This window comes from Paenibacillus sp. G2S3 (assembly GCF_030123105.1).
Classification (GTDB): Bacteria; Bacillota; Bacilli; order Paenibacillales; family Paenibacillaceae; genus Paenibacillus_AQ.
This window is the reverse complement of the sequence record NZ_CP126095.1, coordinates 590410-614597: the sequence shown is the minus strand read 5'-3', so window position 1 is coordinate 614597 and position 24188 is coordinate 590410. Positions and strand designations below refer to the sequence as shown.

The window sequence follows — 24188 nt, the reverse complement described above, 5'->3', positions numbered from 1 at the left end:
AGAATTCCTAATCTCCACTAGAGATCAGGAATAGTCGAATGAAGGCTTATTGTTGTGACGCTGTCTGCTGCTTATGTTTACTTCTACTAACCATAATTTCAGCGCAAATCCATAATACCAGTGGAATAATCACCTGAAATGGAAGCGCATATATTGGATAAATATTATAGGCAAAATGTTGCATCTCCATAATATCCTTGAAGATAAATTGAGAGAAATAAACCATAATCAATCCCAGCTGAAGCACAACGGATCGGTAGCTCTTCAGTTTGAATAACTTAGCGACTCCAACACTAGCCACATATAAACATATGCTGGCCTTTATGAATATCGTGATTACAAATCCAAGTGCTGATGATGCCTCCATTCGGGTCAAAAAATCCCCTATATTAATCCGACTAACCGCTACATATGAGGGGAAGTATAAACTTTGAACAATATCAGGATTGAGAATCAGCAAATTCCGTAGAGAAACGAGCAAAATCACCCCACCAGAAATCAGCAATCCGCTTAGCAGAATCTTTTTAGCTGAGTCTTTTGCCGGTAAATGACTAAACACTCCCATAAAAAGAACAATTTCAGCAAAAGGAAAAGTAAATGATCCAAATGTATCTGCAAATACCGGTGACCATCCAGTGTCAAGAAAAGGCTTCAAATAGTGATACTTGAGCTTGGGAATAGCTAAGATTTCAATAAAAAAAACCTCAGCCAATAGAAGCAGTAAAAATAGCTTAGCACATCTCCCAATCACCTCAATTCCTGCCTTAACCACCCAAATACACAACAGGCCAATGCATAACATAGGTGCAATCATAGGCGTCTCTGTCAAGGCAACCGTTTTAGTAAATTCCCCAAAATTCCGTAGGACGAGCGCCCCCATATGCAACGCATACCATATATACACACAGGAAACTACTCTCCCAAAAATAGGCCCAAATACCGTGATCAATATATCAAATAGATCCTTACCCGGAAAAAGCACATGAAATCTGGCGTACATAAACAGCAGGGGAACCGTTAACGATATGGCAAAAAGTAGAGCAATCCAGCTACTGTTGCCTGATTTTCCCGGCAGTCCCATGAATAGTGAAGTCCCAATAATAAATAGAACAACAATACTTATAGAATGCCCTGTGGGTATGATCTCTTTTTTCATGCTTAAATCTCCTCTTGGGCTTGTAACTAGAATAACTTGCTGATCCAGCTTACAATTAAAGGTGAAGGACTAGGAAGCTGCCATTTCATGGCCAATGCAAAAGCTATACAGAAAGAAAACAGACATATTGTACAACACACATAAAAATCCCGTTTCATCCCTTGCTTTAACAATCCGTAAGGATCCATCAGTACAACAAAAAAGTAGATCATCACAACGATAACAGCCAATTTAATCACCTATTCTTGATGGATCTGGATAGATCTTGAGGTTTCAGCACTACTCTCAATAATTACTGTTGAATTTACAACCACATCTAGATCAGAGAATTCCCGTTCCCAATCTTTATCTAACTCGGTCCAGGTCTCAGGCATATTCTCATAGATAATCTCCCCAAATCCAAAAACATCGGACTGGTAATCCGACTGCACCTTCTTAATTACAGAGCGTATATTCTCCTCTAATTCCTTTGCAGCACGCTTTTCTATAATATTTTTACTATTCAGACTCGTGAATCCTTCAGTAGTCATCACCTCGTCAAGCCCGGTATGTGTGATCGTATGAATCTGTAATTGGAGCTTACCGTTGACCCAAACAGGCTTTATCTTTGTTTTATTAGAGAAAATTTCAAGTGTAAAGTCAGGAGTTCCCTCTTCGTCATTCACGGTTAACACCCCTCCCTTAATCTCATCTTTAACAAACAACATGTACTTGGTCTCTTCACCACTCAGCTTGCCAATCATTTTGTCCATTTTGAATATAGCAGTTCCACTAACACGTGGATTCTTCTGACCGTTTTTTTCGTGAATATAAATAAGAGGAGCTATCGCACAATCCCCGGGTGTCTCCAGCTTTTCAATGAAGTCCCAAATTTCCACAACCGGAGCCGTACTTACATTTTTTTCAATCGCCATCTGCTGGGCAAGACCATAAGACATAATAGTTTCTGTTGAGCTGTTTAAATTAATTACTTCCTGAGCCGTCTTCTCTTTAGAAACAAACACGTATACATCTGATCGAGTTTCTGTATCTCTGTTGTACCAATCAATTACTTTTACAACCCCTTCCTTCGCTACCTCCTCACTGAGAATGATCGCCTTAGAATGGCTCCAGAATAATTTCTTTCCCGTGATTGAAATCATGCCTCGCACAATTTCAAACAACGTTTTACCAGAAAGACTAACCATCTTATAACCCGCTTGACTAGATTTCATCCCCTCTTTGGTATCCACAATTTCGACCGTTGCTAACAGCTTCCCGTCAGAATCTTTATCGATGCCAATGCCTGCTACAACCGCCCTATCTTCAATTTCAGCGTAATCCCAACAGCCCAAGATACTGACCAGAAGTAATAGCGATATACAAGCTAGCAACCCTTTTTTGATTTTTTTCATGACCGATTCCTTACTTTATTTGTCGCTTTTCTCTTTCGGTTACGCGCCCCCATCATCGCTGGACGTAGATACATATGCCACCACGGCGCCCTTATAGCTGTATCCTTAATGTCTTGCGGGCGAATAGAGCCAACTCCAAGCATGTACTGAACCCCAAAGGAACGTAAACTCATCAAATGAATAACTAAACCGATCACACCTAAAAAATACCCATATAACCCCAGGAAAAAGGTAGCTAACAGCAATAGCGACCTTACCACGATTAGAGGACCCGTCAGTGTAGAGTTAAGCAAAGCCATAATTCCTGTTAAACCCACTACAATAATCATAGGTGCGCTAACTATTCTCGCTTCCACAGCCGCCTGACCCAGCACAAGTGCGCCCACGATGCTAATCGCCTGGCCAATGTAGGTCGGTATTCGTTCTCCTGCCTCTCGCAGAATTTCAAATATTGTTAGCATGAACAAGACCTCCACTACAGTTGGAAAAGGAACAGCTACTCTCGATGTTGAAATACTAAGCAACAACATGGTAGGCAGCATTTCCTGACTATAGGTAACCAAAGCTACGTACAAAGCAGGAATACTAATAGACAAAAAAGCTCCAAGTACCCTTATCATTCGGTTAAACGAACCAAAGTAATAGTTAATATAATAATCAGAACTGGCCTGAAAATTCTCCACAAACAAATAGGGCACTGTCATTGCATATGGACTGCCTTCCATTAATAAGGCAACTCTACCCTCCATAATTTTGCTTACTACAGAATCAGGACGTTCTGTGCTTCCTGTAATTTCAAAGGGTGAAAAGGGTTCATCTCGAATAAGCTCTGATAAAACTGACGTATCCAGTACAACATCTATGTCCACCTGCTGAATTCGATTCTGCAGCTCTTTAACAATATCCGGCGAGGCCACTCCTTCGATATAACAAATACACGTTTGCGTCTTGGAGCGAGTCCCGACTTGACCATAAATAATCTTTAAGTCCGGAGTTTGTACTCTTCGGCGAATGAGCGTCAAGTTTACAAGCAGCGACTCTGTAAAACCTTCTCGCGGACCCTTTACACTTTTTTCTGTCACAGGCTCCGCGATGGCCTTCGTTTCCCACCCCTGCGCACTAATGTTAAGCGCACCAGCAAAGCCATCCATCAAAAACAATGTCTTTCCAGCTACGACCGCGTTAACCATCTCATCCAAACTCGTAGAGCAAACCACATCGCTAATGTTAATAACCAGCGTCCGGATTTTCTCCATCAGCTCAGCTGTATTCGCACTATCCATTGCTGTAAAATCAAAATCCATTAGGGGCTTGATCACCCCGTACTGAATCATTTCCCTATCAACCATACCGTCAATATAGACTAATCCGCAGCGGATACCTTCACTATGAATATTATTTAGCACTCTTATCCTAAGTGTTCCATCATCCTTGAAAATTTGTCGAAACAGATTCATCATTTCATCTAGTGACGTACTAAGAGTCTGCTCAGGCTTATTGTTATTTTGAGAAGGGTTACTGCCACCCTGTGCTGATTGTTTCTCCACAGTAGTCACTCCTGTCACAATAGGTTTCTTAGAAATTATCCCCCGTCTCACTAAATACTATCCGCCAAAATTATACTGAAAAGGGATGGACTTCTTCGCAAAGGAGAGAAAACTCTATCCGTAAAAATAAAAAAAGCCGCTTTTGCAGCGGCATGTTGAATGTTTATGATTGTAGTGATCATCTGGTATAATTTGATGAAAATAAGAGATAGGAGCTCCCTATGACACCATTTACGGAACAAGTAATTCGTATCATACAATCTATACCTGAAGGAAAAGTGATGACTTACGGAGGCGTTGCCCGTGCCGCAGGAAGCCCAAGAGGAGCGAGACAGGTGGTTCGTATCCTTCACTCCATGAGCAGAAAACATAAACTCCCCTGGCATCGGGTTATAAATGCCAAGGGCATGATCTCGCTGACTGAAGATGAGTCCAGCTCCCTTCAGAAGCTCTACCTACAGGATGAAGGAGTTATTTTTGATGAAAAAAACGTGGTGGATCTGCAGAAATTCCAGTATGTTCCGGAAGAGTGTATTGATTAACGCCCTCTGCTAACACTACGTCTTTCACCGGTACCCAGCGCATTAAGCAAGCAATACATCGTCGCATAGATAACCAGCAGTACAAAAGCAATAAACAAACTAAAAAATACCGACTGCCAATTCAGACTGTCTATAACTAACTGATATAACTGATGGCGGTCCGTCAGTACATCCCAGCTATTCAGCCTGTAGACTCGGCCCAGCAGCACACCATATCCACCAAGCGCGCAGGCTGCGAGTACGAATACCCAAGACAGCAGCAGGTTGCTTTTACGATAAACAACCGTCTGGAACTGGTATAAAGAGAAGAACCCGGTCAACCAACCGCTCCAAGTGAACAATAGGAGGGTAACCAGATCATACCAATACCGATTCTGAATGGTACCATCCACGATATATCTGCTTTTTCTTACCGTTAAATGCACCAGATCCGTCATGAGATAAGGCGCGTTCGGAAAAAATAGCAGCCAAGCGACGCCTAGCGGAACAAGCAGCAAGCCCCCTATCTTCCTTTTATCCAGTTCATAAGCAGCCATAGAGAATAGGAACGGAATCCAGGCTAAGAACAAATTCCAGATTAAAAATGCATAAAACGAATCCGTCTGAAGTGACACTACACGATATACGGCCATTGTCGCGACAGACAATCCCGCCAAGAGCATAAACACCTTCGGATAATTCAATTCCTTCATGAGCTTATTTCTCCTTATCGATATAGTTTACATTTAACTTATACCCAATTGTACAAATTTGGCATTCTCAAGTCCAATCTCAAGCATAAACGCCTTTGTCGTCCTTATTAGGACGATAAGCGTTTATGCGAGAAATATAAGGATAATATATGATGCGAAACTTAAATTCTTATATTTGAACTGAAAAACCCAGACGTAGAAACGCCTGGGCTGACTCTTTTCTATTTAACTCAGAGACCACCATTTAGTTCAGGTGCAATTACAGGTTTCTTTCGCCCTTTCAAACCGCGTAAACTTCCCGCCTCTTCCAGACAGGAGAACGCTGTACACTCCCTAAAAGCGGCATGGGTACATCCAATACACTTGCTGTGATTAATGCTGTTAAGGGCTTCATTAATCGCTTCACCGGTATGCGGATAAAACTGAGCCTTACCTATGGTGTCATACAGTCCAGTTCTCTTTAGTAGCTCAAGCGGCTGTGGCTGAATACCAGAGATCATTAGTTTCCCTCCAACAGCTTGTAAATGCCGCACCAGCTCCGCCAGATTGGATTCGCCCGTGGTATCCATGAAGGGTACTTTCCCCATCCGCATTAATATAATTCTAGGTTGATCTGAGCCATAGCTTGGCATAGTGTCATCGAATCGATAAGCAGCGCCAAAAAAGAGCGGACCTTCCACCGTGTAAATGCCAATTTGCGGACAATCATGACTCTCTGTAACCATATGCGCCTCTACCTTAACGGAATTCGGATCAGGCAGTACTTTGGCTACCAGGTGAACCTCGCCCATTCGTTTCACAAACAGAATGACCGCAAGAATTAATCCCACCTCTACAGCCAGCGTTAAATCCGCAAATATCGTTAACAAGAAAGTGATGAATAACACCAAGGAATCGCCAGTCTTGATCTTAAGCAGATGAAGAAATTCTTTGCGCTCACTCATATTCCAAGCTACTACCATTAAGATAGGTGCCATCGCAGCCAAAGGAATACTGGAAGCATAGGGTGCGAACAACAGTAGAATTAGAAACACTACAACACCGTGAACGATCCCTGAGATCGGAGAAACAGCGCCACTCTTAATGTTCGTTGCTGTTCTGGCAATGGCACCTGTGGCCGGTATGCCTCCGAACAAAGGAGCGGCAATATTAGCGATCCCCTGACCAATTAGCTCACGGTTGCTATTATGACGGCTGCCCGTCATTCCATCCGCTACAACAGCGGATAGCAATGACTCTATAGCACCGAGCATCGCAATGATGAAGGCCGGACGAATCAGCAGTGTAATTCGTTCCCAAGTGATGTTCGGAAATCGAAAGCTTGGTAAGGTATTAGGAATATCTCCGTAAGCAGAGCCAATCGTAGTCACCTTGCCGCTAAAGAATAAAGCAGCAATCACAGTCGCGCATAAAAGACCCACCAATGAACCCGGTACCTTCGGAGCGAAGCGAATCGCCAGAATGACAACAACCAGACAAATCACGGCAGTCATGATACTGTACCCATTCACTGTAGATAAATGAAGCCCAATTTCTTTCATGTTATCTACAAAGCTCTCATGCCGTTCTATATTCCTTAATCCAAGAAAATTAGCAATCTGTCCAGTGAAGATAATGACCGCTATCCCCGCTGTGAAACCAATCGTTACTGGCCTCGGAATAAACTTGATCAGTACACCCAGCTTTAATAATCCCATGAGAACTAGAATAACTCCTGCCATCATCCCAGCAATAAGCAGGTTCTCATAGCCATACTCCATCGCAATGGCAAACAAGATAGGAATAAAAGCACCTGTCGGCCCACCAATCTGAAATTTTGATCCTCCGAACAATGAAATACATATGCCGGCAACAATCGTCGTGTAGATCCCATATTCCGGTTTTACACCGGATGCAATAGCAAATGCCATCCCCAATGGAATGGCAATAACACCGACGATTGTCCCTGAAATCAAATCCTTGCGAAATGCATTCATGTTGTAGCCTTTATACCGGCCCCACCCTGTCATGATCAAACCTTCTTTTCTTTAAATATCTGATTATTTGAATATAAGAAGAACATTACTCTAGGACGCGACTGTTGTCAACGCCAAAATAATGTTATTCCTTTATTCTCCGCGCATACCCTCGAGCAATGAAATGGTATTCACCAGATGGTTATCAAATATTTGTTTAGCTACGACCAGAAGATCTTTAATCAGAGGATCACGTAACGAATAGATCACAGTGGTACCTTCTTTTACACTGGCTACTACATTCTTGGCGCGTAAAACAGCTAACTGCTGGGATACAGCAGAGCCTTCCGATCCTAGAATGGCTTGTAGCTCATTCACATTCTTCTCACCTTCGCAGAGCAGTTCCAGTATACGGATTCGCATCGGATGAGCCAGCGCCTTGAAGAATTCGGTCTTAAATTGCTGAATTTCGGTGTTCATAGACTTCTACTCCTCATAGCTTACTTCTGAATCTAAGGTTATCTTTGTATGTTATCTTAGTCCCTTATAAGCGTCAAATATTCAAGGGGTAGATGCTCACATTACGAACCTGTACTTCTACAAAAACACCAAGTGCCATAGGCTCACCAAGACACTCGAACATCACTAAACCTTCCCCTAATCGCAAAAATCCAGTTCCGTCCTCTTCAATATTCTCCAGCACACCGGTAAAAATAACCTTATCTCCATCTAACCTGATGCCGAACTCACTGGCAGGTACAGGCAGAATATCCACCCATCTCATGAGCAGCTCCGAAAGCTCGAATTCGACATCCCTTTCCGTATCTGGCTCCGCAGGAGCACCGCACCAGATCCCCCGGCCCTCGCCGAAATCTGTGCGAAAGTATACCTCGTCCTTTTTCAAACCACACTTTGTAATTTTGAGTTTCATAGCCATTACTCCACCTTGATAATTTATAACGATCATTATACATGACAATGAACCCATATTATCAAGTGTAATTCTGGGTAACCTTGTTCAGATACGTACTAGGATGCAGCCAAGGATGCTTAAAGAACTCACTTTTCTTCGTAATTCTCCGTGAGACACCCAGATCATAATCGATTATAGACTTTATCCGCTCAGCGAAGGCCTCCCCTTTTACCAGCATTCCCAGCTCGAAATCGTGGCAGGCGCTTCTCTCATTGATGTTGTAGGAGCCATGAAATACCGCCCGTGATCTATGGTCATAGGTTATTTTCCAATGTGAAAACCGACCTGTGAAGCTGTAATCATAAAAAGAAACCCCATTGATAAACGGCTTATACATATTGCCTCGTACTGCCGCAGAATTGGTAGGATGATCATTAACCTTCAGCGGATTGCAGATGCTCAGATGACAGGAACAGTCTGGCCCCAGCTCCCCCAGCCGATCCCAAAACTCTTGATCAATCAAATAAGGATTTACAATTACCGTCTCCTCAGTCGCATAGGTAATTAAATTCAAGTAATATTGCTGAATTAAGTTAACTGGATTGCCCGGAAAGCTTGCAAACAGCGTGCATTCTTCCTCCCCAAAATGATAATTTACATTCGGATGGTAGAAAGCGTCATCCACGTCAAAATGATCACCACCCAGAAGTAACCATCGGGAGTGAAACATAGCATTTAGAGGCTGCGCCGCCGCGCCACGAATCCGGAAGCAGCCATCATGCCACTCCTCTTTTTTACTAGGAATCCCTTGTAGATGTCCTTCTATACTGACCGCAGATGATGCCTGAACAGGCGTCACATACGTGTATTGATCACCAATATTCAGGCTGCCAATAATAGAGGTTACCCCATCAATGACTATAAACTTCCGATGATCAATGACATTCAGCCCTGTGATTTCAACGTCCTCTTGTACTTTATCCTGCAAAAACAAAATGCTTTCCGGTACACCTTGCTGCTCCAGCATCTTTCGCTTCACACGCCATTCTACGGCTGTATAATACGAATTAAAGGTATTCAGCAGCTTAGCTCCTGCATTCTCAAGCCTTTCAGAAATCTTGGAGAATTCACCAAACGTCAGATTATTCTCATACCCTAAAGCTGTCAGCGTGTAATTGACCATGATCCGTACCTTCACTCCCCGGTTAAGGGCATGAAATAATTCATCTGCAACCAGATTACCTGAATGATCATTAAAGAAGAGCATCACGGACAGGTGAATATAATGCTGTGCCTTCTTTATTTCTTCTATTATCATCCCAAGGCACTCGGGTCCATTCACGTAAGGATCTACTCGATTATTCCATGTAGTTTGTGGCGCCAGAACCTTTAGCTTATCTGAATTTAATCTGCCTAATACTTCAGTAAGTTTCCCCAGCAATCTTGGGCTAAATCCAGGAACCTGAAATAGCTGCTTACCCTCCGTAATGACTCCGCCAATGGACTGACGGTATGCTCTAGCCGCCTCCAAGTCGATCCCCTTTAGCCGGCGCTCCGCCTCTTCTCCTGCTTCGCCCATAATGCGGACAAGTGAACCGCCTGATAAATAATAGTTCAGGATGTCGATCATATTTTTCTCTATTTCCATATGTAAGATCCCCTATCTTTATTGTGAGTGGATATGTATCAATCGTAAGGATAGATACCCTTGAACTCCTCCTTATAAACGGGGAACATAAAAACAGGAATGCCCCGCAGCCATTGTGGCTATGGAACATCCCTGTTTAGGATGGAACAAGATTCACTAAGAATCGAGATAACTTATTTCACTTGCTCTGCGCTAAATACTTTTACGTCTAGTGGCGCAGCCAAGAATTCAGCAGCTTTAGCTGAGAACGCGGTAAAATGAGGGCTCGTATTGTGGCTGGATACGGCTTCAGCGTCGCGCCATGTCTCCACCATAATAAATGAGTTTGCTTCTCCAGCATTCTCATACAGCTCGTAAGATAGATTTCCCTCTTCAGCGTGAGTAGCAGTGAGCAGTGTTTTGGACTCCGCCAAAAATTGCTCGCGACGTTCTGGATTCACTTTTAGCACAGCATGGATAATAATCATTGTAAATTCCTCCTAAGGTGTAAAAATATTATTTCCACTCAGCAATCTTATCGATAGGCAAACGGACAGATGGGTAACCTGCATCAACAGCCTTACCGATGGAAAGCAACATTACAGGAACATAACGATCTTTTTCCATACCAAACGCTTCTGCGATTTGATCTTTCTCATAACCACCAATTGGGTTTGTATCGTAACCATGTGCACGGGCAACCAGCATCAACTGCATCGCTACAAGAGCACCATCGATGAGCACAGTGTCTTTGTTAACTTCACGTGGCAAGGTAGCAAAGTGAGCGGATAATCTAGTCAATTGGTTTTCTTTTACTTCAGCAGGCATTAGTCCACGTTCAACAGCTGTACCATAAATCTCCTCAGCAAAGTCGAAATTGTTCAAATCACCGAAGATGGCAATCATAGCTGCAGAGGTTTCTACTTGTACGCCATTAAAGCGAGCAAGAGGAGCTAGAGTAGCTTTAGCTTCTTCACTTTCAATGACAAGAAACCGCCAAGGCTGCATGTTTACAGAAGAAGGTGCAAGGGTAGCCTCCGTAAGAATCTGTGTCATCTCTTCTTTGCTGATCTTAACGGATGGATCATATTTGCGGATAGAGCGACGACCTGTGATAATTTCTTTAAAATCATTGGTTTGTGTTTGTGTAGCGTTCATATGTGTATTTCTCCTTTGAATGTGTAATTTGGGTAGTTACAGTTACAACAGATTGATATTAGATTGCAGACGATTAAGCATATCTATGAGCACTGTTCGCTCCTGATCGTTAAATCCAGTAAGCAGAGTAGCGACAAACCGCCTCTTCTCTTCGCTATATTGAATCATTCTTTCCCGCCCTTGATCCGTTAATGAGACCAATGTAACCCTGTTATCTGCTGGGTTGTTGCGGCGAGTGATCGTACCGCTCTCTTCCATCCCTTTCAAGTGTCGAGTGACGGCGGCCGCATCTATATCCATGCCCTTTTGCAGAGTAATTTGGCTGACTTCATCTACCTGGAATAGTTCATTCAGGAGGCGAAGCCGTGTGGGGCTGATCCCAGCACATCGTTCGAATTTCGGACAGATTCCCTTGTTTAATGCCTGCAGCAGTTCAAATATGCGGTCTTCCTCAGGATAGTGCTCCGTCAAAATATACCTCCTTTACAAATTCAATTGTATGCAATTGTTTTGTATGAAATTATACTAACTTATAATCATTGACCCGTCAACTAATATATCAAATCATTTTTAAAAAATCAACATTGCTTATCACTTTAAGGTGATATAGGCTTGAACAAAAAGGAGGAATCCTATGAGAATATCCCTGATTCAGCTGGATATAGCATTTGGCAATCCCGATATGAATTATGCTACAGTAGCAAATAAAATTAGTGCAGCTGCCGCTGCAGCCCCCGACTGTCTTATTCTCCCTGAGCTTTGGACCACTGGCTATGATCTAACCCGACTAGAAAATATTGGAGATTCAGAAGGAGAAATTACCAAGGAATTCATCTCCAGATTAGCCAAACAATACAACACCAATATTGTAGCTGGTTCAGTTGCTACCAGACAGGCCTCCGGTGTAACTAATCGTATGTTTGTATTTAATCGATCTGGAGAACTTGTTGGCGAATACAGTAAGCTGCATTTGTTTCAGCTAATGGATGAACATCTATATTTGCAGCCTGGAGAAGATAAAGGCCTCTTCACATTGGAAGGTACGTTATGTGCCGGATTAATCTGTTATGATATCCGATTTCCAGAATGGGTTCGTGCCCATACCGCGCAAGGCGCAGAAATCTTGTTCGTCAGTGCAGAATGGCCTTTATCTAGATTGCCCCACTGGCGCGCGCTACTGATCAGCAGAGCGATCGAGAACCAATGTTATGTAGTAGCCTGCAACCGTGCAGGCAGCGATCCTAACAATACCTTTGCTGGACATTCTATGATAATTGATCCTTGGGGAGATATTTTATGTGAAGCTTCTGAAGGGGAAGAAATCCTAACAGGGGATATCGATTTACATATGGTGCGTGAAATTCGAGCACAAATCCCGATTTTTGCAGACAGACGTCCGGACTTATATAATTAAAAAGGACGTAACAGAGGCTGGCTACTCGCCAGAGTTCTGTTACGTCCTTCTTAACATTGCCCAACGTCCTTTTATCCTTGGGAATATCGTTCATGCAGGACTCGCGCAGCATCCAGAACACGCGGATCTTCATAGTCCAAGAAATATCCGGTCTCCTGCTGCAGCCTGTCAGAGGATTTAAGCACCACTCCACGGTGGGCTAATGCTTGTCTAATGCCTTCGGCAAATACTTCAGTAGCATTCGGTCCACCTAGTTCGCCAAGCCCAGCGATCGTCTCTGGACGAACCCGCGGATAAGATAATGCTGAGTCTCCTCCTGAGGCTTGCTCATAGAATTTATGAATGAGTTCACCACGTTCCAGTCCCGAACCCGAAACCACTACAAATGCATGTACGAAATAGGCATTATTTTGTCTGCGCTGAGCAATGCCGCAAAATTTTCGCCCACCGATCGCCAAATCGAAGTCCCCCGGGCAGTAAGAACCAACAATTTCACCAGCCTCAATTTGAGCCGCAGCCTGTGGATGACTCATAGCAACTGCCTCGGTGATCAGAGAAGCCAGAAGCCTAAAGTCATCATGAAAGTCCAGCTTTCCGCGTCCTTTGGGTAGAACTAGCGAAACATTAACAATTCCATTATCCAGAGGCACCGCAGCACCACCGGAATGTCTTACCGCTGTACGAATTCCTTGCTGCTCTAACTTAGCCATCGCTTGAGCCGCGTACGGAAGCTTACTGTCCCGTAGCCCGAGCGCAACACCTCCAGAATGACTCCATAAGTGCAGACTTGGAGGAACAAGTCCCGCTCCGACATCCCTGCAAAGGGTTTCCTCAAAGGCGAACGGGATCAACATCTCCCCGGATCTCCCTGCTTCCGTAGCTTTACTGTTATCCTTTAAGATTAGATGCTGGAAAAGTCCCATTTCTGCAGGAAGTCCGATGGCTTCCTTACTTCTATTAAATGATCCATTGATCATTGCATCGTACTCCCGAGTATTCACCAATTCCCCTCTTTCCCGTATTATCCGTGATATTGTAACCGATCTGCCTCGCTAGTGCGAAATCAGAATTGAAATGAGGTTATGATAACGCTATCCTTATAGTATACGAACGTGCCCCAGCTCGAAAAGGGGGTAGCCTTAGGTTCATGCTATACACAACGTTAAGGAGTGATGCTGCATGACAGTGGAAGTGATGAAGGAACGACAGTCAACCAAGACAAGACAATGGGAACAGGCACTTAACCTGCTGTATATTGATTTTTGGGATTACTGCCATGATGCACTTAGCAAATTCGATGACCAGGACATTCACCAAGCAAGAGTGAACTGCCGCAAGCTGTTGACACTGCTATCCATTCTCGATCCGGGCCATACTCTAGGGCTGTACCCCCTTTTTGAGAAAGCCCAAAAGAGATTAGGCAAGGTCAGAGATGCAGACGTTCTCATTGAATCGTTCAAGACTAAACGCACACAGGCTAAGGAAGATGGCGATACAAAGACCGCAGAATTGTTGAAGGCAGTGATCGATCACCAAAAGGACAAGCGCAAAACTTATCGTAAGAAGCTGGCCGATGAGCTGCCTAAGCTAATTAATGAAGATCTGGATGAGAAGTGGAAAGCCTTCCTAAGTGAACAGCTTGAGGCACTGGTAGCGAAAAAAGACGCCAACGTTGTCATGCGCGAACTTGAGGTAGCTTATGAGCAGAAGAAAAAAGCTTGCAAAGCCATATTTCGGGGACAAGATGCCGAATCAGAAGCAGCCTTTGACACATTGCACGAGCTGAGGATAGCTGCTAAGGAACTGCGATATACCGCTAGTGCCGCCTCTTTTGCGTTAAATCAGAAATTCCATGCCCATGAGGAAATATATAAACAGATCCAAGATCAGCTCGGGCTGATTAACGATAAACGTCTTTGGTTAGATACACTAAACGCTATTGGACGTGAAGAACTGGATATCGGCAAAAAAACATGGAATACCTTCACTTCACAATTAAAAACTGAAGTACTCGATGCGCTGCATCAAAATGATGTAATACCTGTCACACATCACTTGAAGTAGCACTGAATTGTCTACAACCTTTCTATTCAGCCGTTGTATCTGACGCGCCGTATTCTTCAATATTCAGGTTTACTTCATAGGTAATCGGAATTTTGCTGAAGGTTTCGTCCCAGTTATCCTTTACGCTCCGCCATACGGCTGGATGCTGATTATGTAAACTGGTGCCGAAACCGGCAGCTTCGGTATGCAGTTCCTTCTGCATTTTTGTTACAGTAGTTTGCACCATTTCTAGCACACGCTTCTGTAGCAAGGCTTTATCCTTCTTTACAATTCCGTCGTGTAATTTCTTCGATTTCTCGGCAAAGACCTCAGCATATCTACCTGTAGATTTTATTTTCACGTTAAAAGAGATCTGGCCATTATTCACATTGGCTTTGATCTTGCTATGCATCGATTTCACCTCATAGGTTAAGAGGTCATTGTTCTCCGGATTATACGTCTTGAGTACCCCTCCTAGCCCCTTTCCGGTCAGCCAGGCCATCCCCTCTAGCTCCGACTCATCCAAAAAGCCAACAAGCTTTCCCGTTCCCCCGTTGAATACTCCAGCTCCTGATAGCTTTGTCTCCTGATCAATAGGGATAACATTTTGCAATAAAAAGCTTTTCTTTCCTTGCAACGGGCCAACTACTTTAGCCAGAGATACCGGCTCCCATATCCCCATATTCCGGTCTCTGTTATTGAATATTCCTTCAAGTACAAAGGCAGGAGTCTGACCCGGCAATGCATTTTCCAATACATCCTTGGCCATTCCCTTACTGACAAATAACATAACACTCGGACGGATATCATTATCCCGAGTAAAGAAATCTATGATTTTAGTAAGGTTATTGGAACGCGCGAGTTTTTCACTAATCACAATGACCTTTAGATGATGGCCAATCGGAGTGCGTCTAGTACGCAGTGAAAGCTGCCGCATCGCTTCAAAGATAGAATCGCTAGTTTCACTCATATTATAGTAATTCTTAAAGGAGGATGAACTGGCAGAAGACTTCATGACGGCGCCTCCCGATCCTTGTGGAATCGTAAATTGATAGGTACTTATTATTTTTTCAGGTTTCTTATGGTGCCCACCTTCCGGATTAGCTACTTCCTCGCCTCCTGACTCCTCCGCACTGTCCAGTGCAACACCAATCTGCATGTTTAATTCCTCAATCGGTGTGCTGCTCCAGCAGCCTGATAACAGAGAACATAGTACAGAGAGTACGATCCACAACCTCCATTTTTTCATGAAGCAGCCCTCCGGAAATATGTAATAATTAACAATGGCAACGGAAGCAGTCCGAATAGAATAAGCATACAATTACCGATACCTGATCCTAAAGCAAACAGAGCATTCACATTTGGTGGAATTCTAGAAATTACATAGACAACCGGAAGGATAGCCAACAAACAACTTTTGAAGTTTTTATGAATGACTTGAGACAATCCTAAAGACGCTGCATATATTGCAATACAAAAGGTGCAGAAGATCTGCATAATCCAGATCACCAACAACAACGACTCAAATCTTTCAAAAATGAGATAGTTCACTTCAAAGCTCCGTACAAGATCGAGAAACGGCCAGGTTCTTGTGATCACTCCATCTATAGAAAAAGCACCTATGGTCGCTACAACAGCTAAGGTATAAAATATTGTCGATATACAAGTACCAGCAATAATTACCTTTACTGCTTTTTGAGGCTTGTCCATAAAAGCAACAACGAACAGCATTGCTTCTCCAGCTGTAAAGGTTAGGATGGTTGGTCTGATCCCTTTCCACACAGGTTCCAATCCATCTCCAAGTACTGGAAGCAGATTATTGAGGTCGAAAACTTCAAAACTAAGCAGACAAACCCCAAGAAACACTGTCCAGGTAATCGGAACAATGAGTCTGCACATACTAGTGATAGCATTAATTCCCCCTCTGCATAAATAGAAGGCAATCCACATAAAAGCAGCCACGATCGCCCAAGGAGGTGTACCTTCCAGTAGAAAAAAAGAGGTTACCTCCTGCACCGAACGTATCTCAAAGCCGGCGATACTCAGGAAATAACCCATGACTCCTATAGTAAGAACTGTTCCGAGTGGTTTGCCGATAATCTTCCCGATATATTGAAAGAAGGTTTGACCTGGGAACCGTTGACTAAGCTTCACAATGATCAATCCTGACAGAAAAGAGATTACTCCCCCTAACAAAATACTAATCCATACATCTGGACTATCACTGGCCTCTACAATGGTCCGAGGAAGCGTAAGTACCCCTGCCGCAATTGTGTAATTGGCTAGAATGATTGTCGCTTGAATAGCAGTAATTCGGTCCTTTACCTCGGCGCTCATGTTCTCTTCCTCCTTTACCTAGACTTCTCACCCTTTACGCAAGGGGTCCTTTGGTTTCAACAACGTAGGGCGCCCTGTTAGAAATTGTAAAGGCATTCGGAATATAAAATCTTTCCAATTTACGGTCTTATTCGGGACTGCCAGACCAAGATAGGGAACACCAAAGCTCTTCAGCTTAATTAAATGACTACTAAGCAAAAGAAAAAACAATACAACGCCGTATAATCCAAAAATAGCTGCAAAAAACATAGCTGCAAACCGGAGCATACGAAGCGTCATCCCAGCACTATACATAGGCATAGAGAAGGAAGAAACAGCCGTAACAGACACTACAATGACTAGGATTGGACTCACAATTCCGGCTTCTACGGCGGCCTGGCCGATGATTAGACCGCCGACAATCCCCATCGCCGGACCGATAGGTTTAGGCAAGCGAAGTCCAGCCTCCCGTAAGATTTCAATCGAGATCTCCATAATCAATGCTTCGATTAATACAGTGAAGGGAACGCCTTGCCTGGAGGCGATAATGGAAATGGCCAGCTTCGTTGGAATCAATCCAGGTTGGAACGAGAGAAAGGAGATATATAGTGCCGGTGCAAAAAGTGATATCGTTGCCGCAAAAAAACGTAACAGACGTAGCAGCGACCCTACCATCCAGCGATCGTTATAATCCTCTGGAGATTGCAGTAACATCCCGAAGGTTACTGGCATAATCAATGCAAAGGGTGTACCGTCAAGTAAAATAGCTACTCTTCCTTCCAAGAGTGCTGCCATTACACGGTCCGGTCTTTCTGTATTCTGAATCTGCTGGAAAGGACTGTAGCCATTATCTTCGATTAATTGCTCAACATAACCAGATTCTTGAACATCATCTAAATCTATCGTTCTAATTCTTCGTTTGACCTCTTCTACAAGCTCATCATTCGCAATATCCTTGATATAGGTTAAGATTAATTCCTTCTGCATTCTCTTTCCTACAGTAAAGGAAATCATCGCTAATTCTGTACTCTGTCCGTGTCTACGTAGCATTGCTGTATTATCACTTAATGTCTCGTTAAATCCACTTCGCGAGCCCCGTAAGACTGCTTCAGATTCTGGCTCTTGAATCCCTCTTGTAGCCCCCTTTGGACTACTAAGCACAAAAGCCTCTGATATCCCCTCCACGAGCAGCACGGCAGATCCAAATAACGCTTTCTGAAGGGAGAGGTATGCATTATCCGTAAGCTCAACTTCCGAGATAAGTAAGATCTCATGGATAAGAATATCTTGTAGATCCTTTGCTGCTGGTACCGAGTTCATATCCTTAAATGGCTGATATGCATTCATTAATGGCTTCAATATATTCTGATCCAATTTGTCCTTGTCCGTTAAGCCGTCTACGTACAAAAGTGCTGCCCTCGTCTTTATGCTTCCGATTCGCAGCTCCCTTACATTCACATCATGCATATCGCTGCTGATCTCTTTGAATTTCTGCAAATCATCCTCAAAATGGCCACTATAAGTTATTCTTAAACCATCATCCTTAGTAACTTCAGCCGAGCTATGCTGCTGCTCAGGTCCTTCTTTGATGCTTTTTTCTCCAGATGCTTCTCCGTAAGGAACACCTCCACCTTTGCTGCCAGTAGCTTTTTCCGCTCTAGTGGTTTTCCTGTCTTCTTTGGCTTTAGCCCAGCTTATTGTACGAAGTAGGAAGTAAGGGACACAGAAAATCATAATCCCTTGGAAAACTACACCCCAACTTGGAATTAATTCTATTGCCTCATTCCACACCCCTAACACCTCCTTTATAGCTGTGACCGTATTTTTTACCGAAGATGGATAATTCATGCATACAAAAAAGACCCCACAATATGGGGTCTCCCTAAGTTCATCTTTATAATTATTTCCCTATGCTAGAATAACCTTGTTCAATATACCTTGGTAGGCTGCTTTCGGACGTAAGCCAACCAACTTTTCCATTGGCTGCCCATCTTTATACACAATGACTGTAGGCATCCCCATAACACCAGCTTCTCCAGCCAGATCCGGCAATTCGTCACAATTCACCTTTACAATAGAAACATCCTCTCCATATTCCTGATGAAGATCTTCCAGAAGAGGCAGCAGCACCTTGCAAGGGGGACACCATGGCGCACCGTAATCTACCAATACCGTTCCACCACCGCTTATTTCTGCTCGTACCCAATCAGCGCTATCTGCATTTGTAATAGCCATTTGCCATTCCTCCTCACAGTTTTCAACACCAGCAGTACCTAGTCCAAGTTCTCCAGTGTACATGCCCCTAAACTACTCTCGTTCTGCTCTTGCAAGATAGATGCCATTCTTTCTTCCAAATTGCGTTTAATCTGATTCAGTTCTACAAGCTGACGTTCAATATCTTCAAGCTTACTACGGTATAGTGGCATCACTTCTGCGCAGAAAGCTTCCTTGTTCTTCAAGACACAATGTAGAAAGCCCGCGATCTGCTCTGTGGACAGACCTAGGTTCAAATATAATTTAATCGTTTCTACCGTCTCCACAGCTAGCGGAGAGTACTCCCGATATCCGTTGGCCTGGCGGATCGGCGAGATTAATCCTTGATTCTCATAATAACGAAGTGAACGGACGCTTACGCCCGTCAGTTTAGCAAGCTCACCTATTTTCATAGCATTCTCCCCGGGGTTCATGAGAATTGTTCTACACCAGTATAAACCCTGACACCAATGTAAGAGTCAACAAAAAAATCCAACCGTAGTTATCCCACAGTTGGACCGTTGGTAATCTTACCATCCTACAATAATCCTGCCGCCCATAGTCCACCTCTACGAATCATTTCGCGGAATGGCTCTACTGAAAATGAAGGCAAATGATGCCCTGGCATTAAATAAACAACCCGACCCAAGCCAAATTCGTGACACCAAGCCGCTTGTCGCATAGCTCCCTCATGAGGATATTCAGCGAGCACCGTCGTTTCGAAATAAGGATGCATCTCAAAATAATACGGCTCATCTTCGATCACAAATTCTTCAATTCCCTGCATAATAGGATGCTCGAGTGCGGGTATGGACATCTGCAGCGAAGTATACTCTGGATGATGGGTGAAATGTGCGCCCAGCATTGCGCCCAGCTCCTGATTGCGCTGTAAGGAAATTCCGTTATGTACCACTAGTAGACCGCCCCCGCCAGCCACATAGGAGAGCAAAGCACCACTTTGTTCCGCCGGGATTTTGTCATCCGAAAATTCGGTGTAGGAGATTACTAGCTTGTAGTCAGACAACGTTTCTTTATTAAGTAACCCATAATCCTCTGAAGAGAATACCTGTAGGTCATTAGCAAGGATTTGCTCGATCTCCCGATCTACGCCAGCAAAAGGGTGATACTTAACTTCCGAGTAGCTTCCAAGTGCAAGTGCTTTTAGTGTAGACATGTTATCAGCGCCTTTCTTCTTATCTATTTTGAGATATCTGTTCTACCACGGCCATGAGCTGCCATCCATATCCAGATAGGCCGGTTCCTCGCCCATATATTTTTTATAATCCAGAACAAGGTCGATAATCTGCTCTGCCGACTTTTCCGGAGTCATTTCCGCTTGCTCATCCTTCTTACCATGCATATAAGTCTGCAGCCAGCCAGGATGGAACACCATCACTTGACCGCCAAGCGTTTTCAGATGATTGTGCATCAAGGAGGACTGCATATTCAGTGCTGCCTTCGACATACAATAGCCATACATGTTGATACGCTTATTTCGGCCAATACTGCCCGCTTCCGATGAAATATTAACGATTAATTTATCCTCACTTTGCAGCAACAGTCCCATAAGTGCATTGCTGACTCTTAACGCACCAAGCGTATTTACATTATATATTTCTGCCATGCCTTCATCATCCAGCTCTACCAGCACAGTAGCATTATCAGCAGAACGAATAATACCTGCATTATTAATAATAATATCGACATAACCAGTTTTACTTGCTATTACTCTTGCGGCCTGCCTTACACTGTCTTTATTGCTGATATCTAGGGGGATAAGCTCCAACTGTTCAGAGTATCGCTCTTTAAGCGCTTTCAAATCTTCTGATTCTTTCAAAAACTGTCCTGCAAATACAGAGAATTGTTTGGCCAACAGCGAACGTACAAGCGACAGTCCGAGCCCCCGATCAGCTCCAGTCACACATGCAACTTTCTTCATTCTTCTGAACACTCCTATCTCGTAGCGATATGGTTAGGCATGTTACTTCTTTTCACCTTAGCATGCTGAACTCTTTTTTTCAACGCGATTGGTTTCAGGTATATCGGCTCTTGTGCAAGCCTTTCAGAATCCTTTTTGTTTTAATTTTGATATATGTTACAATCATGATTACAGGTTGTTAACAACACAATTGTTAGCAAAATAACGATCCCAGGAGGGTGATATCTATGTCTATTCAACAACTCCATACGCTGGAGGATCTTGAGCAATATGTAGCTAAGCCTGGCAAGAAGCTGCTGTTCAAACACAGCACGACCTGCCCGATTAGCGCTAAAGCTAATGAAGAGTTTCAGGCTTATCTGAAGGATGCGGATACTGCCGCTGCAGTGGTCTTAGTCATCGAGGATCGTCCCGTTTCTAATCAAATTGCTGAGGATTTTGGCATCAAACATGAATCTCCACAACTCTTCCTGCTTGAGGACAATGAGGTTCGCTGGAATACTTCCCACTGGAAGATCACAAGAGATGCTATCAAAGAGGCTGTGAACCAATGAGTGAGCCAGTGATTGTCTATTCAACCGCAGGGTGCAGTGACTGTAATTTGGTTAAAAATTATCTTACCGAGCAGGGTGTCCCTTTTGAAGTAAGAGATGTTATGACCAGCACAGTCTATCAAGAGGAAGTTGAGAAGCTTGGATTCATGGGTGTTCCCATCACCGTAGCAGGGGATCAAGCGATCAAAGGATTTAATCTTCCTGCGCTTAAAGCACTCGTTGAAGCTGCTCAATAATTCAGCCATTAAACTATTCAGTACATGATGAAATTCATAGCTGCAAAAAAAAGGGTATCCTCATAGCCGACGGCTTGAAGGTACCCTTTTTCATTAGTGATAAGTCTATGCTTCCTCACGGATGAGATCTGCCACGACCAGTACATCCACATTTCTGGCAGAACGCAGAATCTGCTTGGTAACATCGCCGCGAAGACTTTTTCGCAGCCATGAGCGTTGTGACTGACCGATAATAATCTGAGTGCTCTGCAGTGCTTGAGATCTTTCAAGCAGCAAGGACGCCACTCGTGCGGGGAGCCCACTCTCAATCATCTTAAACGTCCCACCCAGTCGTTCCGTCAATTCCTTTAAATCATTTATACGTTTATCATAAACGGGTCCATTCTGTTTTAATTCCTGAACATACGTAACATACCAGCAAGCTTTTAGACGATAAGCAATCCTAAAACCACGCCGAATTAAGCGCTCTGCATGATCCCCCAAGGTGATACACACATAAATGACTTCCTGACGCCGCCAAGGCCCCCGTAGCGAACCGACACGTTCCCAAGATTCTAACCGTTCATCTACATCGTCAGCAATTTCCCGCAACGCTAACTCCCGAAGGGCAATTAAATTCCCGATTTTGAAAAAAGCCCCCAGCGCCTGATCCACCTTGGCCATGGCATATATTTTCCCGTCCTTCATCCGCTCTTGAAGTGTTTTGGGGGATACATCGATAAGTTCTACCTCATTAGCCCGCTGTAGAATGCTGTCCGGAAAAGTCTCTCTTACTCTAACGCCTGTAATTTGCTCTACTGCGTCATTCAGACTTTCTAAATGCTGAACATTCACGGTAGAGATCACAGATATTCCCGCATCCAGCAGTTCCATAACATCCATATAACGCTTCTTATGTTTGCTACCTGGCATATTGGTATGAGCAAGCTCATCCACTAGCACGACTTCTGGATTACGCTTAATAATTGCTGCCGTATCCATTTCCTCAAGAACAGTCCCGCGGTACTCCATACGTAGACGTGGAAGGGTCTCCAAATCGCCGATTTGTTCAAGGGTTTCTTTACGGCCATGTGTCTCCAGGAGCCCGATTACGACATCGATCCCTCTCTTCAAGAGATCGTTCCCTTCACGTAGCATCTTATAAGTCTTGCCCACACCGGGAGCTGCCCCAATATATACCTTAAAGGTTCCTCTGCGAATCGCATCGATTTTATCCTTTACTTCCTGACTGCTTAACCTGTGATAGGCATCGGATTTGCGTTCATTACGACTCTGCCGGGTTGGAAGTACACGTTCTCCCTCCCGATCTGCGCGATCCGCCACGAAGAACACATCCACACCTCGGATTTGCTTCAGTAATGAATTGGCGATCGAGCCTTTCAATAATTCCTGCCAAGCGGTCTGCTTGGAGTGTCCCATAACGATTCGGGTAATATTGTGCCGCGTTGCGTATTCTACCAACAGACGAGGGATCTCCCGCTTCGAGCGAAAGGTAATCTCCTCCATAGAGGCACCAATCTTCTCGGTCAGCTTCCAGAGAGAACGCTTAAAGGTAGCTGCTTCCTTAGAAAGGGTGAGCCCCTGCTTCCAGAATGACACTACTGAAAGATCCCCATTTAACCGCTTGGCGATCTGCTGTCCACGTCGGATATGGATCGAGCCATTCCAATAATACTGTGCGGACACCAGCACCTTCTCTGCGATCCCCGAAGCTCCCTGTAACCCTTGTTCTTCCCGGTGTTTCTCCAGTGAATCATTAACATCCTCAGCGACCATCCGAAGTGCCAGCTCCCGCAGCTTGCTTAAATTACCCTTGTTAAAAAGCGATCTCTGCTGGTGCTTCCCTAAATGTCCATCGGACAAGCGTTGAAGTATTTTTTCTGGAGTCACATCAATTAGAACGATATCATCGGCAAGGGTAAGCACCTCAGCAGGAAGAGAATGCTCTACCTCAATCCCGGTCCACTTCCGCGCTAAATCCGCTGCACCCTCCAGTTCGTATACGTTTACAGTTGTAATGACACTAATCCCATTGCTTAATAAAAATTTGATATCTTCCAGTCTTCCAGACCTCTCCGCACCCTCGCGATTCTGGTGAGCCAAGCCATCGGTTAGCACAACTTCCGGATTACGTGCCACAATAGCTTCTACATCAAGATCCTTCTTCTCGATATCCTTCTGAAACCAATGAATACTCGGTATGCGTTCCAAATCGCCCAGCTGATCCTTAGTTTCTGGACTCTGATTCGTCGAAACCGCACAGATCACGACATCGATTCCCTGCGTTTTTAGCGCCTGGCCCTCACGAAGCATCTGATACGTTTTACCTGACCCACTGACGGGCCCGATATAGATCTTCAGACGTCCCCGATGCAGCTCATAGATCGAGAGCAGCAGTTCCTCCGGCGTCTTCCTCCGGTATGTTCCCATCAAGACCACTCCTTAATAA

At 44.0% G+C, this 24188-nt stretch carries 25 protein-coding genes; 5 read left to right on the top strand and 20 right to left on the bottom strand.

From position 1 onward, the window contains the following. Nucleotides 1-46: 46 nt before the first annotated feature. From QNH28_RS02800 to QNH28_RS02790, 3 genes are all read right to left on the bottom strand, one after another. Nucleotides 47-1156: a GerAB/ArcD/ProY family transporter gene (locus QNH28_RS02800; RefSeq protein ID WP_283910070.1), complete on the bottom strand. Its 1110-nt coding sequence runs from the start codon at nt 1154-1156 to the stop codon at nt 47-49. Between the two features lie 239 nt (nt 1157-1395). Continuing rightward, nucleotides 1396-2550: a Ger(x)C family spore germination protein gene (locus QNH28_RS02795; RefSeq protein ID WP_283910069.1), complete on the bottom strand. Its 1155-nt coding sequence runs from the start codon at nt 2548-2550 to the stop codon at nt 1396-1398. Further along, the gene (locus QNH28_RS02790) at nt 2547-4097 is read right to left on the bottom strand and encodes a spore germination protein (protein WP_283910068.1); all 1551 of its coding nucleotides are present in this window, start codon (nt 4095-4097) and stop codon (nt 2547-2549) included. Before QNH28_RS02790 ends, QNH28_RS02795 begins: the two co-directional genes overlap by 4 nt. 221 nt (nt 4098-4318) lie before the next feature. On the opposite strand from QNH28_RS02790, the gene QNH28_RS02785 reads away from it, so the two are divergent. After that, on the top strand, nt 4319-4639 hold the full coding sequence (locus tag QNH28_RS02785) for an MGMT family protein (protein WP_283910067.1): 321 nt from the start codon (nt 4319-4321) through the stop codon (nt 4637-4639). Here QNH28_RS02785 and QNH28_RS02780 read toward each other — a convergent pair. The 8 genes from QNH28_RS02780 to QNH28_RS02745 form a co-directional block, all read right to left on the bottom strand. Then, nucleotides 4636-5331 carry a DUF1361 domain-containing protein gene (locus QNH28_RS02780; RefSeq protein WP_283910066.1) on the bottom strand — a complete coding sequence of 232 codons (696 nt, stop codon included), beginning with the start codon at nt 5329-5331 and terminating at the stop codon, nt 4636-4638. The two genes, QNH28_RS02785 and QNH28_RS02780, sit on opposite strands and share 4 nt — an antisense overlap. Before the next feature lie 230 nt (nt 5332-5561). Then, nucleotides 5562-7340, bottom strand: coding sequence for a SulP family inorganic anion transporter (locus tag QNH28_RS02775; RefSeq protein ID WP_283910065.1), 1779 nt, complete (start codon nt 7338-7340; stop codon nt 5562-5564). 99 nt (nt 7341-7439) lie between these two features. Next, nucleotides 7440-7766, bottom strand: coding sequence for an ArsR/SmtB family transcription factor (locus tag QNH28_RS02770; RefSeq protein WP_283910064.1), 327 nt, complete (start codon nt 7764-7766; stop codon nt 7440-7442). 73 nt (nt 7767-7839) lie between these two features. Next, nucleotides 7840-8217: a hypothetical protein gene (locus QNH28_RS02765; RefSeq protein ID WP_283910063.1), complete on the bottom strand. Its 378-nt coding sequence runs from the start codon at nt 8215-8217 to the stop codon at nt 7840-7842. 61 nt (nt 8218-8278) lie between these two features. Then, the gene (locus tag QNH28_RS02760; RefSeq protein ID WP_283910062.1) at nt 8279-9847 is read right to left on the bottom strand and encodes a phospholipase D-like domain-containing protein; all 1569 of its coding nucleotides are present in this window, start codon (nt 9845-9847) and stop codon (nt 8279-8281) included. A gap of 173 nt (nt 9848-10020) precedes the next feature. Continuing rightward, nucleotides 10021-10314, bottom strand: coding sequence for a putative quinol monooxygenase (locus QNH28_RS02755; RefSeq protein ID WP_042123857.1), 294 nt, complete (start codon nt 10312-10314; stop codon nt 10021-10023). Nucleotides 10315-10342: 28 nt separating this feature from the next. Further along, the gene (locus QNH28_RS02750) at nt 10343-10984 is read right to left on the bottom strand and encodes a nitroreductase family protein (RefSeq protein WP_283910061.1); all 642 of its coding nucleotides are present in this window, start codon (nt 10982-10984) and stop codon (nt 10343-10345) included. Nucleotides 10985-11026: 42 nt separating this feature from the next. Next, nucleotides 11027-11455 (bottom strand): MarR family winged helix-turn-helix transcriptional regulator, encoded by a 429-nt coding sequence (locus tag QNH28_RS02745; protein WP_283910060.1) that lies wholly within the window; start codon nt 11453-11455, stop codon nt 11027-11029. A 163-nt stretch (nt 11456-11618) separates the two neighbouring features. On the opposite strand from QNH28_RS02745, the gene QNH28_RS02740 reads away from it, so the two are divergent. Further along, complete coding sequence (locus QNH28_RS02740) at nt 11619-12398, top strand: carbon-nitrogen family hydrolase (RefSeq protein ID WP_283910059.1); 780 nt, start codon at nt 11619-11621, stop codon at nt 12396-12398. A 71-nt stretch (nt 12399-12469) separates the two neighbouring features. Here QNH28_RS02740 and QNH28_RS02735 read toward each other — a convergent pair whose 3' ends face one another. Then, on the bottom strand, nt 12470-13375 hold the full coding sequence (locus tag QNH28_RS02735) for a lipoate--protein ligase family protein (RefSeq protein ID WP_283910058.1): 906 nt from the start codon (nt 13373-13375) through the stop codon (nt 12470-12472). Nucleotides 13376-13577: 202 nt separating this feature from the next. On the opposite strand from QNH28_RS02735, the gene QNH28_RS02730 reads away from it, so the two are divergent. Continuing rightward, entirely contained in the window at nt 13578-14462 is an 885-nt protein-coding gene (locus QNH28_RS02730) for a CHAD domain-containing protein (protein ID WP_283910057.1), read from the top strand. Between the two features lie 22 nt (nt 14463-14484). Here the strand turns inward: QNH28_RS02730 and QNH28_RS02725 are convergent, their stop codons facing one another. The 7 genes from QNH28_RS02725 to QNH28_RS02695 all read right to left on the bottom strand — a co-directional run bounded on the left by QNH28_RS02725 (nt 14485) and on the right by QNH28_RS02695 (nt 20949). Further along, nucleotides 14485-15690, bottom strand: coding sequence for a Ger(x)C family spore germination protein (locus QNH28_RS02725; protein WP_283910056.1), 1206 nt, complete (start codon nt 15688-15690; stop codon nt 14485-14487). After that, nucleotides 15687-16778 carry a GerAB/ArcD/ProY family transporter gene (locus QNH28_RS02720; RefSeq protein WP_283910055.1) on the bottom strand — a complete coding sequence of 364 codons (1092 nt, stop codon included), beginning with the start codon at nt 16776-16778 and terminating at the stop codon, nt 15687-15689. Before QNH28_RS02720 ends, QNH28_RS02725 begins: the two co-directional genes overlap by 4 nt. Before the next feature lie 27 nt (nt 16779-16805). Continuing rightward, complete coding sequence (locus QNH28_RS02715) at nt 16806-18548, bottom strand: spore germination protein (RefSeq protein ID WP_481858349.1); 1743 nt, start codon at nt 18546-18548, stop codon at nt 16806-16808. Between the two features lie 117 nt (nt 18549-18665). Continuing rightward, nucleotides 18666-18992 (bottom strand): thioredoxin family protein, encoded by a 327-nt coding sequence (locus QNH28_RS02710; protein ID WP_283910054.1) that lies wholly within the window; start codon nt 18990-18992, stop codon nt 18666-18668. A gap of 38 nt (nt 18993-19030) precedes the next feature. Continuing rightward, nucleotides 19031-19423, bottom strand: coding sequence for a MerR family transcriptional regulator (locus QNH28_RS02705; protein WP_283910053.1), 393 nt, complete (start codon nt 19421-19423; stop codon nt 19031-19033). 125 nt (nt 19424-19548) lie between these two features. After that, nucleotides 19549-20184, bottom strand: coding sequence for a ThuA domain-containing protein (locus tag QNH28_RS02700; protein ID WP_283910052.1), 636 nt, complete (start codon nt 20182-20184; stop codon nt 19549-19551). 42 nt (nt 20185-20226) lie between these two features. After that, nucleotides 20227-20949 carry an SDR family NAD(P)-dependent oxidoreductase gene (locus QNH28_RS02695; RefSeq protein ID WP_283910051.1) on the bottom strand — a complete coding sequence of 241 codons (723 nt, stop codon included), beginning with the start codon at nt 20947-20949 and terminating at the stop codon, nt 20227-20229. Between the two features lie 227 nt (nt 20950-21176). Here QNH28_RS02695 and ytxJ point away from each other — a divergent pair, with 227 nt between their 5' ends. Then, nucleotides 21177-21503: a bacillithiol system redox-active protein YtxJ gene (ytxJ, locus tag QNH28_RS02690; RefSeq protein WP_042123836.1), complete on the top strand. Its 327-nt coding sequence runs from the start codon at nt 21177-21179 to the stop codon at nt 21501-21503. Next, nucleotides 21500-21739: a glutaredoxin family protein gene (locus QNH28_RS02685; RefSeq protein WP_283910050.1), complete on the top strand. Its 240-nt coding sequence runs from the start codon at nt 21500-21502 to the stop codon at nt 21737-21739. Before ytxJ ends, QNH28_RS02685 begins: the two co-directional genes overlap by 4 nt. Before the next feature lie 105 nt (nt 21740-21844). Here QNH28_RS02685 and QNH28_RS02680 read toward each other — a convergent pair whose 3' ends face one another. Beyond that, nucleotides 21845-24169: a histidine kinase gene (locus QNH28_RS02680; RefSeq protein WP_283910049.1), complete on the bottom strand. Its 2325-nt coding sequence runs from the start codon at nt 24167-24169 to the stop codon at nt 21845-21847. Nucleotides 24170-24188: the final 19 nt, after the last annotated feature.

Coding starts and splice junctions, on each gene's coding strand:
- QNH28_RS02705 (WP_283910053.1), bottom strand. CDS start 19,423: ATGAAAATAGGTGAGCTTGCTAAACTGACGGGCGTAAGCGTCCGTTCA.
- QNH28_RS02720 (WP_283910055.1), bottom strand. CDS start 16,778: ATGAGCGCCGAGGTAAAGGACCGAATTACTGCTATTCAAGCGACAATC.
- QNH28_RS02710 (WP_283910054.1), bottom strand. CDS start 18,992: ATGGCTATTACAAATGCAGATAGCGCTGATTGGGTACGAGCAGAAATA.
- QNH28_RS02730 (WP_283910057.1), top strand. CDS start 13,578: ATGACAGTGGAAGTGATGAAGGAACGACAGTCAACCAAGACAAGACAA.
- QNH28_RS02795 (WP_283910069.1), bottom strand. CDS start 2,550: ATGAAAAAAATCAAAAAAGGGTTGCTAGCTTGTATATCGCTATTACTT.
- QNH28_RS02760 (WP_283910062.1), bottom strand. CDS start 9,847: ATGGAAATAGAGAAAAATATGATCGACATCCTGAACTATTATTTATCA.
- QNH28_RS02785 (WP_283910067.1), top strand. CDS start 4,319: ATGACACCATTTACGGAACAAGTAATTCGTATCATACAATCTATACCT.
- QNH28_RS02735 (WP_283910058.1), bottom strand. CDS start 13,375: ATGATCAATGGATCATTTAATAGAAGTAAGGAAGCCATCGGACTTCCT.
- QNH28_RS02780 (WP_283910066.1), bottom strand. CDS start 5,331: ATGAAGGAATTGAATTATCCGAAGGTGTTTATGCTCTTGGCGGGATTG.
- QNH28_RS02800 (WP_283910070.1), bottom strand. CDS start 1,156: ATGAAAAAAGAGATCATACCCACAGGGCATTCTATAAGTATTGTTGTT.
- QNH28_RS02685 (WP_283910050.1), top strand. CDS start 21,500: ATGAGTGAGCCAGTGATTGTCTATTCAACCGCAGGGTGCAGTGACTGT.
- QNH28_RS02775 (WP_283910065.1), bottom strand. CDS start 7,340: ATGACAGGGTGGGGCCGGTATAAAGGCTACAACATGAATGCATTTCGC.
- QNH28_RS02765 (WP_283910063.1), bottom strand. CDS start 8,217: ATGAAACTCAAAATTACAAAGTGTGGTTTGAAAAAGGACGAGGTATAC.
- QNH28_RS02740 (WP_283910059.1), top strand. CDS start 11,619: ATGAGAATATCCCTGATTCAGCTGGATATAGCATTTGGCAATCCCGAT.
- ytxJ (WP_042123836.1), top strand. CDS start 21,177: ATGTCTATTCAACAACTCCATACGCTGGAGGATCTTGAGCAATATGTA.
- QNH28_RS02680 (WP_283910049.1), bottom strand. CDS start 24,169: ATGGGAACATACCGGAGGAAGACGCCGGAGGAACTGCTGCTCTCGATC.
- QNH28_RS02770 (WP_283910064.1), bottom strand. CDS start 7,766: ATGAACACCGAAATTCAGCAATTTAAGACCGAATTCTTCAAGGCGCTG.
- QNH28_RS02700 (WP_283910052.1), bottom strand. CDS start 20,184: ATGTCTACACTAAAAGCACTTGCACTTGGAAGCTACTCGGAAGTTAAG.
- QNH28_RS02755 (WP_042123857.1), bottom strand. CDS start 10,314: ATGATTATTATCCATGCTGTGCTAAAAGTGAATCCAGAACGTCGCGAG.
- QNH28_RS02725 (WP_283910056.1), bottom strand. CDS start 15,690: ATGAAAAAATGGAGGTTGTGGATCGTACTCTCTGTACTATGTTCTCTG.
- QNH28_RS02750 (WP_283910061.1), bottom strand. CDS start 10,984: ATGAACGCTACACAAACACAAACCAATGATTTTAAAGAAATTATCACA.
- QNH28_RS02695 (WP_283910051.1), bottom strand. CDS start 20,949: ATGAAGAAAGTTGCATGTGTGACTGGAGCTGATCGGGGGCTCGGACTG.